We start from the raw sequence: 13,490 nt of genomic DNA, 5'->3' as shown, positions 1-13,490 counted from the left end.
CACATCGCGATAGGGATACCGCCGGCCTCTTCGGAGAACCGGGTCTGCGTCCCCCGTCGCCTCTTCCTTCGGGAGGGGGTTCAGCCCGGACGGGGGCTCGCATCATATTTTCGGGCTGAAGCACGCACCCGTGGGAATTCCCCCTCGGGTGCCTATGCATAGGAGCAACTGGTCATGCGCACTGGCGTGATCGCGAAGAAGTTGGGGATGACCCGCCTGTTCCAGGATGACGGCCGCCACGTGCCCGTCACCGTCCTGGCACTCGAAGGCGTTCAGGTCGTCTCCGTCCGCGAGAAGGATCGTGACGGCTACACTGCCGTCCAGCTCGGCGCCGGCACGGCGAAGAGCAAGAATGTCGCCAAGCCGCAGCGCGGCCACTTCGGCAAGGCCGAAGTCGAGCCCAAGGCTGTGGTCCACGAGTTCCGCGTCGACGCGGACGGCCTGCTCGAAGTGGGCGCCGAGATTTCGGCCGACCACTATGTCGCCGGCCAGTTCGTCGACATCCAGGGCAAGACCCAGGGCAAGGGCTTTGCGGGCGGCATGAAGCGTTGGGGCTTCGGCGGTCTGCGCGCCACCCACGGCGTCTCGGTTTCGCACCGCTCGCTCGGTTCGACCGGTCAGCGCCAGGATCCGGGCAAGGTCTTCAAGAACAAGAAGATGGCCGGTCACATGGGTGACAAGTATCGCACCCAGCAGAACCTCGAGATCGTCGGCACCGACGTCGAGCGCGGCCTGATCTTCGTCAAGGGCTCGGTCCCTGGCTCGAAGGGCGGCTGGCTGTTCGTCAAGGACGCCGTCAAGGTTGACCGTCATGCCGATGCGCCGTTCCCGGCCGGCATCAAGTCGATCGCCAACAACAACGACACCGCCCCCGCGGAAACCCCGGCCGAAGTGACCGAGGCTCCCGAGGCGACCGAAGGCCAGGAGGGCTGAACGTGAAGGTCAAGGTTCAAACCCTCGACGCGAAGGCATCGGGCGACATCGAGCTGAACGAGGCCGTTTTCGGCATCGAACCGCGCGCTGACATCCTGCACCGCGTCGTCACCTGGCAGCTCGAGAAGCGCCGCGCCACCGCGCGTGGTACGCGCGAGCGTGCTGACGTCGCTCGCACGGGCAAGAAGTTCGGTCGCCAGAAGGGCGGCGGTACGGCGCGTCACGGCGATCGCCGCGCTCCGGTGTTCATCGGTGGTGGTAAGGCTCACGGCGCCCGCGTCCGTGACTTCAACCCCGGCCTGAACAAGAAGATCCGCGCGCTCGGCCTGAAGATGGCCCTCAGCAGCCACGCCAAGGCAGGCTCGCTGATCGTCCTCGACGCGTTCGGCACCGCCAAGACCGCGGAGTTGAAGAACCAGTTCGCCAAGCTCGGCACCGGCCGCACGGCCCTGGTGATCGACGGCGAGGCCGGCAACGGCTTCCTGGCTGCGCGCAACCTGATCGGCGTGAACGTCCTCCCCGCGGTGGGCGCCAACGTCTATGACATCCTGAAGCACGACACGCTGGTCCTGACCCGCGCTGCCGTCGAGAAGCTGGAGGCGCGCTTCAATGGCTAAGAAGCAGGCAGCCGCGATCGACATCCGTCACTATGACGTGATTGTCGCGCCGCACATCACCGAGAAGTCGACCCTGGTCTCCGAGCACAACGCCGTTGTGTTCAAGGTCGCCGGCGACGCCACCAAACCCGAGATCAAGGCTGCCGTCGAGGCGCTGTTCGAGGTCAAGGTCACTGGCGTCAACACGATCGTCCAGAAGGGCAAGACCAAGAAGTGGAAGGGCGCCGCATACAAGCGCTCGGACATCAAGAAGGCGATCGTCACGCTCGCTGACGGCGACATGATCGACATCACCCAGGGGGTGAAGGCGTAATGGCACTCAAGAATTATAACCCGACGTCGCCTGGCGTCCGTGGCCTGATCCTGATCGACCGCTCGGCCCTGTACAAGGGTCGTCCGGTCAAGGGTCTGACCGAGGGCAAGACCAAGACCGGCGGCCGCAACAACAAGGGCCATGTGACCTCGCGCGGCATCGCCGGCGGTCACAAGCAGCGCTACCGCATCATCGACTTCAAGCGTCGCCTCTGGGACGTTGAAGGCACCGTGGAGCGGATCGAGTATGATCCCAACCGCACCGCCTTCATCGCGCTGGTCAACTACGGCAAGGACGAAGCGGGCAAGGACCGCGTCGCCTACATCATCGCTCCGCAGCGTCTCGCTGTCGGTGACAAGGTGATCGCCGGCAAGAAGACCGACGTGAAGCCGGGCAACGCCATGGAGCTCAGCTCGATGCCGGTCGGCACCATCGTCCACAATGTGGAGATGAAGCCGGGCAAGGGCGGTCAGATCGCACGTTCGGCAGGCACCTATGTGCAGGTCGTCGGCCGTGATCGCGGCATGGTGATCGTTCGCCTGAACTCGGGCGAGCAGCGCTACATCCACGGCAATTGCATGGCGACGGTCGGTGCGGTGTCCAACCCGGACAACCAGAACACCAACCTCGGCAAGGCCGGCCGCAACCGCTGGAAGGGCATCCGCCCGCTGACCCGCGGTGTCGCGAAGAACCCGGTCGACCACCCGCACGGCGGTGGTGAAGGCCGTACCTCGGGCGGCCGTCATCCGGTCACTCCGTGGGGCAAGCCGACCAAGGGTGCGCGCACCCGCCACAACAAGGCGACGGACAAGATGATCATCCGCAGCCGTCACGCGAAGAAGAAGGGCTAACCCATGGCTCGCTCCGTTTGGAAGGGTCCTTTCGTGGACCTCCACCTGCTCAAGAAGGCGCAGACCGCGCAGGACCAGGGCACCCGCGCCGGTCCGATCAAGACCTGGTCGCGCCGCTCGACGATCCTGCCGGACTTCGTCGGCCTGACGTTCAACGTCTACAACGGCCGCAAGTTCGTGCCGGTCTCGGTCAACGAGGACATGGTCGGCATGAAGCTTGGCGAGTTCGCTCCCACGCGCTTCTTCCCGGGCCACGCAGCCGACAAGAAGGGTAAGCGCTAATGTCTAAGCAGGCAGCCCCCCGTAAGGTCGGCGACAAGGAAGCCCTTGCCGTCGCCACGCAGATCCGCGGCTCGGCGCAGAAGCTGAACCTCGTTGCGGGCCTGATCCGCGGCAAGAAGGCCGGCGACGCGCTGAACATCCTTCAGTTCTCGACCAAGGCCATGGCCGTCGATGCCCGCAAGGTTCTCGCCTCGGCGATCGCCAATGCGGAAAACAACCATAACCTCGACGTCGACGCGCTCGTCGTCGCCGAGGCTTCGGTCGGCAAGTCGATCACGATGAAGCGCTTCGCGACCCGCGGCCGTGGCAAGTCCACCCGCATCCTGAAGCCGTTCAGCCGTCTTCGCATCGTCGTCCGCGAGCAGGAAGAAGCATAATGGGTCACAAGAGCAACCCGATCGGTCTGCGTCTTCAGATCAACCGCACCTGGGACAGCCGCTGGTTCGCCGAGGGCGCCGATTACGGCCGCCTTCTGCTGGAGGATCTCAAGATCCGTCAGTACATCATCAAGGCGCTGCCGCAGGCCGCGATCTCGAAGGTGGTGATCGAGCGTCCGGCCAAGCTGTGCCGCGTGTCCATCTATGCTGCGCGCCCCGGCGTGATCATCGGCAAGAAGGGCACCGACATCGAGAAGCTGCGCAAGACGCTCGGCGCGATGACCAGCTCGGACGTGAGCCTGAACATCGTCGAGATCCGCAAGCCGGAAGTCGACGCCAAGCTCGTCGCCCAGGGCATTGCCGATCAGCTCGAGCGTCGTATCGCCTTCCGCCGCGCCATGAAGCGTGCGGTGCAGTCGGCGATGCGTCTCGGCGCAGAGGGCATCCGGATCAACTGCGGCGGCCGTCTCGGCGGCGCTGAGATCGCCCGGTCGGAATGGTATCGTGAAGGTCGCGTTCCGCTGCACACGCTGCGCGCGAACATCGATCACGCCACGGCCGAAGCGCACACCGCCTATGGCGTCTGCGGCGTGAAGGTCTGGATCTTCAAGGGTGAGATCCTCGGCCACGATCCGATGGCGACCGATCGCCTGAACCTGGAATCGCAGACGACGGGCGTTCGCCCGGCGCGCGAAGACCACCGCCGCTAAAGGTTAGGACAGAGAAATGCTGCAACCGAAGCGCACCAAGTTCCGCAAGGCCTTCAAGGGCCGCATCCATGGCGACGCCAAGGGTGGCACTGCGCTCAACTTCGGCTCGTACGGCCTGAAGGCAATGGAGCCCGAGCGGATCACCGCGCGCCAGATCGAGGCGGCTCGCCGCGCGATCACGCGTCACATCAAGCGTCAGGGCCGTTTGTGGATCCGCATCTTCCCGGACGTGCCGGTTTCGTCGAAGCCTGCTGAAGTCCGCATGGGCTCGGGCAAGGGCTCGCCGGAATTCTGGGTCGCCCGCGTCAAGCCGGGCCGCATCCTGTTCGAGCTGGACGGCGTTCCCGGCCCGCTCGCGGCGGAAGCTTTTGAGCGCGCAGCGATGAAGCTGCCGATCAAGGTCAAGGTCGTGGCTCGCCTCGGCGACACCTCGCACCTGGAGGGTTGAACAAGATGAGCATTCTCAAGAACCGTCGCGAGGATCTTCGCACGAAGAACGACGACCAGCTCTCCGACGAGCTGGGCAACCTCAAGCGCGAGGCGTTCAATCTGCGTTTCCAGGCCGCGACGAGCCAGCTCGAGAAGCCGGCCCGCGTGACGCAGGTCCGCAAGGACATCGCCCGCATCAAGACGCTGCAGAACGAGCGCTCGCGCTCGGCTGCGAAGTAAGGAAGAGACCATGCCGAAGCGCGTGCTGACCGGGAACGTGGTTTCCGACAAGGGCGACAAGACGGTCGTCGTGCTGGTGGAGCGTAAGGTTAAGCACCCGCTCTACGGCAAGATCATCCGTCGCTCGAAGAAGTATCATGCCCATGATGAGGGCAATGAGTACAAGGCCGGCGAGACCGTGCGCATCGAAGAGACTGCGCCGATTTCCAAGCTGAAGACCTGGAAGGTGATCGAGCGGGTGAACACCCACGCGACCCCGGCCAAGTCGGACGCAGCCGCCTAAGAGTTTTCAACTGGAACCGCCGGGCATTGTCTCGGTAGGCCGAACGAGAAGGAACCGGATCGATGATCCAGATGCAGTCCAATCTCGACGTCGCTGACAACAGCGGCGCGAAGCGGGTGCAGTGCATCAAGGTGCTGGGCGGATCGAAGCGTCGCTTCGCCTCCGTGGGCGACGTCATCGTCGTCAGCATCAAGGAAGCTGCTCCCCGCGGCAAGGTGAAGAAGGGTGACGTGCACCGTGCCGTCATCGTCCGCACCGCCAAGGACGTCCGCCGCGCCGATGGCTCGGTGATTCGCTTCGACGGCAATGCTGCCGTCCTGGTCAACAAGAACGAGGAGCCGATCGGCACCCGTATCTTTGGCCCGGTGGTCCGCGAGCTGCGCTCGAAGGGCTTCATGAAGATCATTTCGCTCGCCCCCGAGGTGCTGTGATGGCTGCTGCCAAGATCAAGAAGGGCGACCAGGTCATCGTCCTGTCCGGCAAGGACAAGGGACGGACCGGTGAGGTCGTCAAGTCGCTTCCGAAGGACGGCAAGGTCGTCGTGTCGGGCGTCAACATCGCCGTGCGTCACCGCAAGGCTTCGCAGACCAACCCGCAGGGCGGTCTCGAGCGTTCGGAAGCGCCGATGGCAATCTCGAAGGTCGCGCATGTGACCAAGGACGGCAAGGCCACCCGCGTGCGCTTCGAAGAGCGTGACGGCAAGAAGGTCCGTGTCGCCGTCAAGACCGGGGAGGTCATCAATGGCTGATTCCTACACGCCGCGCATGCGCAAGCTCTATGACGAGCAGATCGCCAAGGCGATGACCGAGAAGTTCGGTTATAAGAACGTCATGGAAGTGCCGAAGATCGAGAAGATCGTGCTCAACATGGGCGTCGGCGAAGCAACCCAGGACAAGAAGAAGGTCGAGCAGGCCGCTTCTGAAATGGAACTGATTGCCGGCCAGAAGCCCGTGATCACCAAGGCGAAGAAGTCGATCGCGCAGTTCAAGCTGCGCGAGGGCATGCCGATCGGCGCGAAGGTCACCCTTCGCCGCGAGCGCATGTACGAGTTCCTCGACCGTTTCATCACGATCGCGCTCCCGCGCGTTCGCGATTTCCGTGGGCTGAACCCGAAGAGCTTCGACGGCCGTGGCAACTATGCCTGCGGCCTGAAGGAGCAGCTCGTATTCCCCGAGATCAACTATGACCGCATCGACAAGGTGCGCGGCATGGACGTGATCGTGACCACCACCGCGAAGACCGACGACGAAGCTCGCGAGCTTCTCCGTCTCTTCGGCTTCCCGTTCCCGCTCGATGCGGACGGCGAAGCCAAGGCCGCGTAAAGGAAAGAGAACTTAAGTCATGGCGAAACTGAGTTCCATCAATAAGAACGAGCGTCGCAAGCAGCTGGTGAAGAAGTACGCCGGCAAGTATGCGAAGCTGAAGGCGATCGCGAACGACGAGAGCCTCGATGAGACCGAGCGTCTCATCGCGCGTCTCAAGATGGCGGAAATCCCGCGCAACGGTAACCCGACCCGCATCCGTAACCGGTGCGAGCTGACCGGCCGCCCGCGCGGCTATTACCGCAAGTTCCGCCTCGCACGCGTGATTCTGCGTGATCTGTCCAACAAGGGACTGATCCCCGGCGTCACCAAGTCGAGCTGGTAAGGACTACGAGATGGCTTTGACCGATCCCCTGGGTGATATGCTCACCCGCATCCGCAACGGCCAGCGCGCCCGCAAGGACTCCGTCCTTACGCCGGCGAGCAAGCTGCGTGCGCGCGTTCTCGATGTGCTCCAGCGCGAAGGCTACATCCGTGGCTACAGCGAAGAGCAGATGGGCCCCGCTGCGGGCATCCGCATCGAACTGAAGTATTTCGAGGGCCAGCCGGCGATCAAGCACGTCGCGCGCATCTCGAAGCCGGGCCGCCGCGTCTATTCGGGCTCGCAGGAGCTTCCGCGTATCCGCAACGGCCTGGGCATCACCATCGTCTCGACGCCTCGTGGCGTTCTGTCCGACGCGGAAGCGCGTGAGCAGAATGTCGGCGGCGAAGTGCTCGCGGAGGTGTTCTGATGAGCCGCATCGGCAAGAAGCCGGTCCCCGTACCGGCAGGCGTCACCGCCTCGATCGATGGCCGCGTGCTGAGCGTCAAGGGGCCCAAGGGCACCCTGTCGCTTAACCTGCGCGACGAGATCAGCTACACGCTCGAAGACGGCAGCATCTCGGTGCAGCCGGCCAACGAGACCAAGGGCGCGCGCGCCTTCTGGGGCATGCAGCGCACGCTCGTGCAGAACCTGATCACCGGCGTGACCGAGGGCTTCACCAAGAAGCTCCTGATCACCGGCGTCGGCTATCGTGCAGCGTCGCAGGGCAAGGTGCTCAAGCTCCAGCTCGGCTATTCGCACGACGTGAACATCGACGTGCCGGAAGGCATCGAGATCAAGACCCCCGATCAGACCACGGTCGAGATCTCGGGGATCGACAAGCAGAAGGTCGGCCAGATTGCGGCCGAGATTCGCCGCTGGCGCAAGCCTGAGCCGTACAAGGGCAAGGGCATCAAGTACGACGGCGAGTTCATCTTCCGTAAGGAAGGGAAGAAGAAGTGATCAGCACCAAGGGTCTCTCGCTTTTCGAGAAGCGTCGCCGCCGCAACCGTTCTGCGCTTCGTGCGCGTGCCGGTGGTCGTCCGCGTCTTTCGATCCATCGCTCGGGCAAGCATATCTATGCCCAGGTGATCGACGATGCCGCTGGCAAGACCGTCGCAGCGGCTTCCACCCTCGAGAAGGACGTGCGCGGCAAGACCGGCGCGACCATCGAGGCTGCGCAGGAAGTTGGCAAGCGCGTTGCCGAGGCCGCCAAGGCCGCCGGCGTCACGCAGGTCGTCTTCGACCGCGGTGGCTTCCTCTATCATGGCCGCGTCAAGGCGCTGGCCGATGCCGCTCGTGAGAGCGGGCTGGAGTTCTGAGAATGGCTGACGAAAACAACCAGGCGCCCGCAGAGGGCGCGGGCTTCGAAGCTCAGGGCGCCGGCGCTCCCCAGGAGCAGCAGGGTCGTGGCCGTGGCCGTGGCCGTGGTGGTCCGGGCGGCGGTGGCAACAACCGTGGCGGCCGTGACGGCAACCGTGGTCGTCGCGACGATCGTCGTGGCGGTGCCCAGGATGACGGCGGCGAAGAGCTGATCGAGAAGCTGGTCCACATCAACCGCGTCTCGAAGACGGTGAAGGGCGGCAAGCGCTTCGGCTTCGCGGCGCTGGTCGTCGTGGGCGACGGCAAGGGCCGTGCAGGCTTCGGCCATGGCAAGGCACGCGAAGTGCCGGAAGCCATCTCGAAGGCGACTGCGGCTGCCAAGAAGGCAATGGTCCGCATTCCGCTCAAGGAAGGCCGCACGCTGCACCATGACGGCAATGGCCATTTCGGCGCAGGCCGCGTGACCATCCGTTCGGCGCCGCAGGGCACGGGCATCATCGCAGGTGGCCCGATGCGCGCCATCTTCGAGAGCCTGGGCGTTGCCGACGTCGTGACCAAGTCGGTCGGCACGTCGAACCCCTACAACATGATCCGCGCCACCTTCGAGGCGCTGAACGACCAGACTTCGCCGAAGTCGGTCGCCCAGCGGCGCGGCAAGAAGATCGCCGACCTGCTCGGCCGCGGTGGTTCGCAGACCGCCGAGGCGGATGCAGCCGCGATCGCGGAGTAAGCGACATGGCGAAGATCAAGATCCAGCAGATCGGTTCGCCGATCCGTCGCACCAAGGATCAGCGCGCAACGCTGATCGGCCTGGGCCTCAACAAGATGCACAAGGTCAGCGAGCTCGAGGACAGCCCGGAAGTCCGTGGCATGATCCGCAAGCTGCCGCACATGGTGAAGGTGCTCGAGGGCTAAGCCTTCGACATCTGGCAAGATAGGAAAGGGGCGACAGGCGACTGTCGCCCCTTTTCGTTTGCCCGCTCGGCACAGTAAGCTCCCGGCAGAAGGAGGTGAATATGTTGCTCGCGCTTTCGCTTCTCGTGACGCCGCCGGAGCCCATCGCAGTCGAAGTGACGGGCATGGCTCCCCAGATTGCGCTGGCCGAGCAGACGGCGCGCAAGGAGGGCTGGGCCCGGCACTGCGCGGGCCGGGCGGGGGAGGAGACCGTTTTGCGGTTCACCCTGCCTGCCGGTTGGAGCGAGGATCGGGTGGAGGCGGCGCTGGGCGGCCGCGCGCCCTATGTTTCAGGCGTCAGCTTCTATCATGCGGGCGAGGCGCTGCGCGCGACCTGCGATCGGGAACCGATAGTAATGCGGGCAGCGCCGACGAGCGTGCTCTTGATCGGGACCATGGCCGCGCTTTCGCCGCTCGTGGCAGTCGCGCGATCCTGCGGGTTCCTCCAGGCCTATGTCCGCGACTGGAAGGAAGGCGACATACCGGGCGTCGACAAGCCGAGGCCGGATTTCAAGACGCTCGACGCGGGGGAGAACACGGTACCGCATTACGGTCCGGTGATCTGCTTCGTGCAGATGCGTGGCCGCAAGCCCTGACGTCCTGCTCGCTGCCGTGCCGGGTCAGCCCTCGGCGCGCAGCACGGTGAAGCACACCATCGCGCCATGGGCGAGATTCTCCGCCTTCAATTCTCCGTCATGCGCCTCGACGATGCTGCGGCAGATCGACAGTCCGATCCCCAGGCCCTGCGCGGCCTTGGTCGAGATGAAGGGCATGTTGATCTGGCTGAACACGGCATCGGGGAAGCCGGGGCCGGTATCCTCGACGCTGATCCCGAGGAACTCGTCCGACACGATCCGGGCGACGATCCGGATCGCGCGCTGCTCGGGCGGCAGGCCGGCCATCGCTTCCTCGGCATTGCGGATCAGGTTGACCAGCACCTGCTGGATCTGGATCCGGTCGATCAGCGCGCGCGCGGGCGGCTGTATCGCAAAATAGGTGATCCGCGCCGATGGGGCGACCTTGGCGCCGCGCGCCAGCTCGATCGCATCGTGGATCACGGCGTCGATCGGCTCGACGCGCATCTCGGCGCTGCCCTTGGCCAGATAGTCGCGGATGCGGCGGATGATGTCGCCGGCGCGCGCGATCTGGCCGCGGGCCTGCTGGATCTGCGCCTCGGCGGCCTCGCGCGAGCCTTCGCTCTTGAGGAGCAGCCCGCCCACCGCGAGGAAGTTGGATGCCGCGGCCAGAGGCTGGTTGAGCTCATGCGCCAGCCCGCCGGCCATCTCGCTCAGCGAGGAAACGCGGGCCGAATGGGCGAATTCGTCGCGGATCACGTCGAAGCGGCGCTGCGCCTGCTGCTGGTTGTGGACATGGCGGAAATAGAGCGTGAGCAGCGCGCCCACCACCAGGGTCAACGCCGCCGCCAGGATCAGGAACCAGTTCGCGCGTTGCCGTGCCGGGCCGAAGATATCGCTCTCGCCGATGCCCGAGGTGACGAAGATCGGATAGGCGGCCAGCCGCTGGTGGCTGAACAGCCGGCGCTTGCCGTCGATCGCGCTGGGCCCCCAATATTCGCCGTTGGGATCGGCCATCTGGCGTTTCATCACCTCGGTGTTCTTCAGGTCCTGCCCCCAGCTCACCACTGCGCCTTCGCGCCGCGCCAGCGTCATGCCGCGCAGCGAGATGATCGAGATCAGGTCGTCGGGCCGGTAGCGCAGGCCGGCGTTGAAATCGACGAAGCGGTCGGTCGGGATATCCACCGCCACCGCCCCGGCGAACTTGCCCTGCTTGTCGCGCCACGAACGCGCGACCAGCAGCACCGCGCCCTTGTTGTCGAGCGACGGGTTGGGATTGGAGATGGCGCGCGCGATCCCGGGGGAATTCTCCAGCTCGCGGAACACCCGGGCCTTCTTCACATTGATCGGGCCGAGCTGCTTGGTGGTGAAGCGGACATTGCCGTTGCGGTCGGCGATCTCCGCGCCGGTGATCATCGGCTGGAAATAGGAGGGCAGGGTGATCAGCCGCGGCTCGGTGCGGTTGCCCTGATCGACCAGCCGGCCATAATGCTCGCCGAGATAGTCGGTCGCCAGGTCCGCCAGTTCGAGCGTGCGCCGCACATATTGTTCGAAGGCGACGACGCGGTTGCGGTTCTCGCGCGAGGCGGACTGGAGCGCGGTGGCCCGGTCTTCCTTGATCTGCCAGATCACCGCGACCCAGGCGGTGACGACGAAGAACAGCGCGGCCGCGACCACGATCCGCGCTGCAGGCTGACGCAATATGGCCCAGAAAGTCTTCATCATCTGCGCCGTTGCGCAGCTTTCCGAAGCACGGCAAGTGCGAACTTCTACGGGGGTGGCGCCGGGCACTCCGCACTCTGCATGAAAACAGGGGTGACAAAGCCCGGTGGCGTCGCTATGGGCCCCGCTTCCTTTCAACGCGCGACAAAAGCGAAAGCGAGTGCACGACCATGAAGCTTAACGAACTCACCGACAACCAGGGCGCCCGCCACCGCAAGATCCGCGTCGGACGCGGCATCGGCTCGGGCAAGGGCAAGACCGCCGGCCGTGGCCAGAAGGGCCAGAAGAGCCGTGAAGGCGTGTCGATCAACGGGTTCGAGGGCGGCCAGATGCCGCTCCACATGCGTATCCCGAAGCGCGGCTTCAACAACATCTTCGCCAAGGACTATTCCGAGGTGAACCTCGGCGCGATCCAGAAGGCGATCGATTCGGGCAAGCTGACCGCGACTGACCTCGACCAGGCCGCGCTGAACGCTGCCGGCCTGACCCGTGGCGGCAAGGACGGCGTCCGCCTCCTCGCCAAGGGCGAGCTCAAGGCCAAGCTGAACTTCACCGTTGCCGGCGCCTCGAAGAGCGCGATCGAAGCGGTCGAGAAGGCTGGCGGCACCGTGACGATCCCCGAGGTCGTGCCGGCCGCCGAGAAGGCCAAGGCCAAGCACCGCGTCGTGCAGAAGGCCCGCGCTGCGGACAAGGAAGCCAAGAAGGCTGCCGCAAAGGCGTAATTCGGCTTACCCCCCGGCTCCGGCCGGGGGACCCGTACAGCGCCGTTCCGCAACTGTCCCCAGCCTTGGCCGGGGAACAGATTGCTCAAAGGGTTGGACACCCTATATGAACGGCGGGGGGCGGAAACGCTCATCCGCCGTTTCTGTTTCCGGGACCTAAAAACACATGGCCTCCGCCTCCGATCAACTTGCTTCCAGCATCAACCTGGCGAAGTTCGCCAAGGCTACCGATCTCAAGAAGCGTCTATGGTTCACCCTCGGCGCGCTGATCGTCTTCCGCATGCTGAGCTACGTGCCGCTTCCGGGCGTCGATCCCACCCAGCTGAACCTGCTCGCGCAGCAGACCGCGGGCGGCGTGCTCGACTTCTTCAACAACTTCACCGGCGGCGCGCTCAACCGCATGTCGATCGTCGCGCTCGGCGTGATGCCCTACATCACCGCCTCGATCGTGGTGCAGCTCGCGACGTCGCTGTCGCCGCAGCTCAACGCGATCAAGAAGGAAGGCGAGAGCGGCCGCAAGCGGCTGAACCAATATACCCGCTACGGCACGGTCGCGCTGACCGCGGTCCAGGGTTACTTCATCGCCGTCGGCCTCGAGACGTTTGGGGCGTCGCAGGGCCTGCAGCCGGTCGTCGAGCCGGGCATGATCTTCCGCATCGGCGCGGTGGTCAGCCTTGTCGGCGGCACGATGTTCCTGATGTGGATCGGTGAGCAGATCACCAATCGCGGCATCGGCAACGGCATCTCGCTGATCATCATGGCCGGCATCGTCGCCCGCCTGCCGATCACGCTGGCCCAGCTGTTCGAAGGCGGCCGTACGCGCGGCGAGTGGTTCACCCTCGTCGCCATTGCAGTGGGCGTCGCCGTGCTCGTCCTGTTCATCTGCTTCATGGAGCGTGCCCAGCGCCGCATCCTGATCCAGTATCCCAAGCGCCAGACCGCGCGCGGGGTGCAGGCTGAGCGCAGCCATCTGCCGCTCAAGCTCAACACCGCCGGCGTGATCCCGCCGATCTTCGCCTCGTCGCTGCTGCTGCTGCCGCTGACGGTCACCCAGTTCGCCGGCAACATGACCGCAGGCGAGAACTGGTGGAGCGATCTGGTGATCAACCTGAACACCTGGCTGCGCCACGGCTCGCCGGTGTACATGACGCTCTACGGCGCCGGCATCCTGTTCTTCTCGTTCTTCTACACCGCGGTGGTGTTCAATCCGGAAGAGACCGCCGAGAATCTGAAGCGCTATGGCGGGTTCATCCCCGGCATCCGCCCGGGCAAGAACACCGAGCTCTATTTCGATTATGTGCTCACCCGCATCACCGTGATCGGCGCCGCCTATCTGATGGTCATCTGCCTCGTTCCCGAAGCAGTGTTCTCGTCGATGAGCGTTCCGTTCCTGATGGGCGGCACCAGCCTGCTCATCGTCGTCAACGTGACGATGGACACGGTGACCCAGATCCAGTCGCATCTGCTGGCGCACCAGTATGGCGACCTGATCAAGAAGGCGAAGCTGAAGGGCCGCGCGCGTTAAGCGCGGCCTAC

23 protein-coding genes are annotated in these 13,490 nt (G+C 64.9%); 22 read left to right on the top strand and 1 reads right to left on the bottom strand.

The annotated features are described in order from the left end of the window. The first annotated feature begins 174 nt into the window (after window positions 1–174). The 20 genes from rplC (at window position 175) to HZY97_RS06620 (ending at window position 9,531) form a co-directional block, all read left to right on the top strand. Window positions 175–933, top strand: coding sequence for a 50S ribosomal protein L3 (gene rplC / locus HZY97_RS06715; RefSeq protein WP_180141935.1), 759 nt, complete (start codon window positions 175–177; stop codon window positions 931–933). Window positions 934–935: 2 nt separating this feature from the next. Continuing rightward, window positions 936–1,550 carry a 50S ribosomal protein L4 gene (rplD, locus tag HZY97_RS06710; RefSeq protein ID WP_180141933.1) on the top strand — a complete coding sequence of 205 codons (615 nt, stop codon included), beginning with the start codon at window positions 936–938 and terminating at the stop codon, window positions 1,548–1,550. Beyond that, window positions 1,543–1,863, top strand: a complete 321-nt coding sequence (locus tag HZY97_RS06705; protein ID WP_180141931.1) for a 50S ribosomal protein L23 — start codon at window positions 1,543–1,545, stop codon at window positions 1,861–1,863. Before rplD ends, HZY97_RS06705 begins: the two co-directional genes overlap by 8 nt. Then, entirely contained in the window at window positions 1,863–2,714 is an 852-nt protein-coding gene (rplB, locus tag HZY97_RS06700; RefSeq protein ID WP_180141929.1) for a 50S ribosomal protein L2, read from the top strand. The genes HZY97_RS06705 and rplB overlap by 1 nt, the downstream gene beginning before the upstream one ends. A gap of 3 nt (window positions 2,715–2,717) precedes the next feature. Beyond that, complete coding sequence (rpsS, locus tag HZY97_RS06695; protein ID WP_180141927.1) at window positions 2,718–2,996, top strand: 30S ribosomal protein S19; 279 nt, start codon at window positions 2,718–2,720, stop codon at window positions 2,994–2,996. Next, on the top strand, window positions 2,996–3,373 hold the full coding sequence (gene rplV, locus HZY97_RS06690; protein WP_116838638.1) for a 50S ribosomal protein L22: 378 nt from the start codon (window positions 2,996–2,998) through the stop codon (window positions 3,371–3,373). Before rpsS ends, rplV begins: the two co-directional genes overlap by 1 nt. Beyond that, on the top strand, window positions 3,373–4,083 hold the full coding sequence (rpsC, locus tag HZY97_RS06685; protein WP_180141925.1) for a 30S ribosomal protein S3: 711 nt from the start codon (window positions 3,373–3,375) through the stop codon (window positions 4,081–4,083). Before rplV ends, rpsC begins: the two co-directional genes overlap by 1 nt. Window positions 4,084–4,099: 16 nt before the next feature. After that, complete coding sequence (gene rplP / locus HZY97_RS06680) at window positions 4,100–4,531, top strand: 50S ribosomal protein L16 (protein WP_086128647.1); 432 nt, start codon at window positions 4,100–4,102, stop codon at window positions 4,529–4,531. Between the two features lie 5 nt (window positions 4,532–4,536). Continuing rightward, on the top strand, window positions 4,537–4,752 hold the full coding sequence (gene rpmC, locus HZY97_RS06675; RefSeq protein WP_180141923.1) for a 50S ribosomal protein L29: 216 nt from the start codon (window positions 4,537–4,539) through the stop codon (window positions 4,750–4,752). Window positions 4,753–4,762: 10 nt separating this feature from the next. Further along, on the top strand, window positions 4,763–5,035 hold the full coding sequence (gene rpsQ / locus HZY97_RS06670) for a 30S ribosomal protein S17 (RefSeq protein WP_116838634.1): 273 nt from the start codon (window positions 4,763–4,765) through the stop codon (window positions 5,033–5,035). Window positions 5,036–5,097: 62 nt separating this feature from the next. Then, on the top strand, window positions 5,098–5,466 hold the full coding sequence (rplN, locus tag HZY97_RS06665; protein WP_086128650.1) for a 50S ribosomal protein L14: 369 nt from the start codon (window positions 5,098–5,100) through the stop codon (window positions 5,464–5,466). Further along, window positions 5,466–5,783, top strand: coding sequence for a 50S ribosomal protein L24 (rplX, locus tag HZY97_RS06660; RefSeq protein WP_180141921.1), 318 nt, complete (start codon window positions 5,466–5,468; stop codon window positions 5,781–5,783). Before rplN ends, rplX begins: the two co-directional genes overlap by 1 nt. After that, the gene (rplE, locus tag HZY97_RS06655) at window positions 5,776–6,357 is read left to right on the top strand and encodes a 50S ribosomal protein L5 (protein ID WP_180141919.1); all 582 of its coding nucleotides are present in this window, start codon (window positions 5,776–5,778) and stop codon (window positions 6,355–6,357) included. The genes rplX and rplE overlap by 8 nt, the downstream gene beginning before the upstream one ends. Before the next feature lie 19 nt (window positions 6,358–6,376). After that, the gene (rpsN, locus tag HZY97_RS06650) at window positions 6,377–6,682 is read left to right on the top strand and encodes a 30S ribosomal protein S14 (RefSeq protein ID WP_180141916.1); all 306 of its coding nucleotides are present in this window, start codon (window positions 6,377–6,379) and stop codon (window positions 6,680–6,682) included. 10 nt (window positions 6,683–6,692) lie between these two features. Continuing rightward, complete coding sequence (rpsH, locus tag HZY97_RS06645) at window positions 6,693–7,088, top strand: 30S ribosomal protein S8 (protein ID WP_180141914.1); 396 nt, start codon at window positions 6,693–6,695, stop codon at window positions 7,086–7,088. After that, a complete protein-coding gene (gene rplF, locus HZY97_RS06640) occupies window positions 7,088–7,621 on the top strand; it encodes a 50S ribosomal protein L6 (RefSeq protein ID WP_180141912.1) in 534 nt (177 codons plus the stop codon). The genes rpsH and rplF overlap by 1 nt, the downstream gene beginning before the upstream one ends. Next, window positions 7,621–7,980, top strand: coding sequence for a 50S ribosomal protein L18 (gene rplR / locus HZY97_RS06635; protein ID WP_180143117.1), 360 nt, complete (start codon window positions 7,621–7,623; stop codon window positions 7,978–7,980). Before rplF ends, rplR begins: the two co-directional genes overlap by 1 nt. 2 nt (window positions 7,981–7,982) lie before the next feature. Beyond that, window positions 7,983–8,711 (top strand): 30S ribosomal protein S5, encoded by a 729-nt coding sequence (gene rpsE, locus HZY97_RS06630; protein ID WP_257214941.1) that lies wholly within the window; start codon window positions 7,983–7,985, stop codon window positions 8,709–8,711. Window positions 8,712–8,716: 5 nt separating this feature from the next. Then, window positions 8,717–8,896 carry a 50S ribosomal protein L30 gene (rpmD, locus tag HZY97_RS06625; RefSeq protein WP_044333362.1) on the top strand — a complete coding sequence of 60 codons (180 nt, stop codon included), beginning with the start codon at window positions 8,717–8,719 and terminating at the stop codon, window positions 8,894–8,896. A 101-nt stretch (window positions 8,897–8,997) separates the two neighbouring features. Beyond that, window positions 8,998–9,531 (top strand): hypothetical protein, encoded by a 534-nt coding sequence (locus tag HZY97_RS06620; RefSeq protein WP_180141910.1) that lies wholly within the window; start codon window positions 8,998–9,000, stop codon window positions 9,529–9,531. A gap of 24 nt (window positions 9,532–9,555) precedes the next feature. Here the strand turns inward: HZY97_RS06620 and HZY97_RS06615 are convergent, their stop codons facing one another. Further along, window positions 9,556–11,232 (bottom strand): ATP-binding protein, encoded by a 1,677-nt coding sequence (locus HZY97_RS06615; RefSeq protein WP_180141907.1) that lies wholly within the window; start codon window positions 11,230–11,232, stop codon window positions 9,556–9,558. A gap of 170 nt (window positions 11,233–11,402) precedes the next feature. Here HZY97_RS06615 and rplO point away from each other — a divergent pair, with 170 nt between their 5' ends. Both rplO and secY read left to right on the top strand, forming a co-directional pair. After that, a complete protein-coding gene (gene rplO, locus HZY97_RS06610; RefSeq protein WP_180141905.1) occupies window positions 11,403–11,954 on the top strand; it encodes a 50S ribosomal protein L15 in 552 nt (183 codons plus the stop codon). Between the two features lie 166 nt (window positions 11,955–12,120). Beyond that, the gene (secY, locus tag HZY97_RS06605; protein WP_180141903.1) at window positions 12,121–13,479 is read left to right on the top strand and encodes a preprotein translocase subunit SecY; all 1,359 of its coding nucleotides are present in this window, start codon (window positions 12,121–12,123) and stop codon (window positions 13,477–13,479) included. The last annotated feature ends 11 nt before the right edge of the window (window positions 13,480–13,490 follow it).

It is taken from the genome of Sphingomonas sp. R-74633 (assembly GCF_013416555.1).
Classification (GTDB): Bacteria; Pseudomonadota; Alphaproteobacteria; order Sphingomonadales; family Sphingomonadaceae; genus Sphingomonas.
The sequence above is the reverse complement of the archived record's forward strand: the minus strand, read 5'-3'. Positions and strand labels throughout refer to the sequence as shown.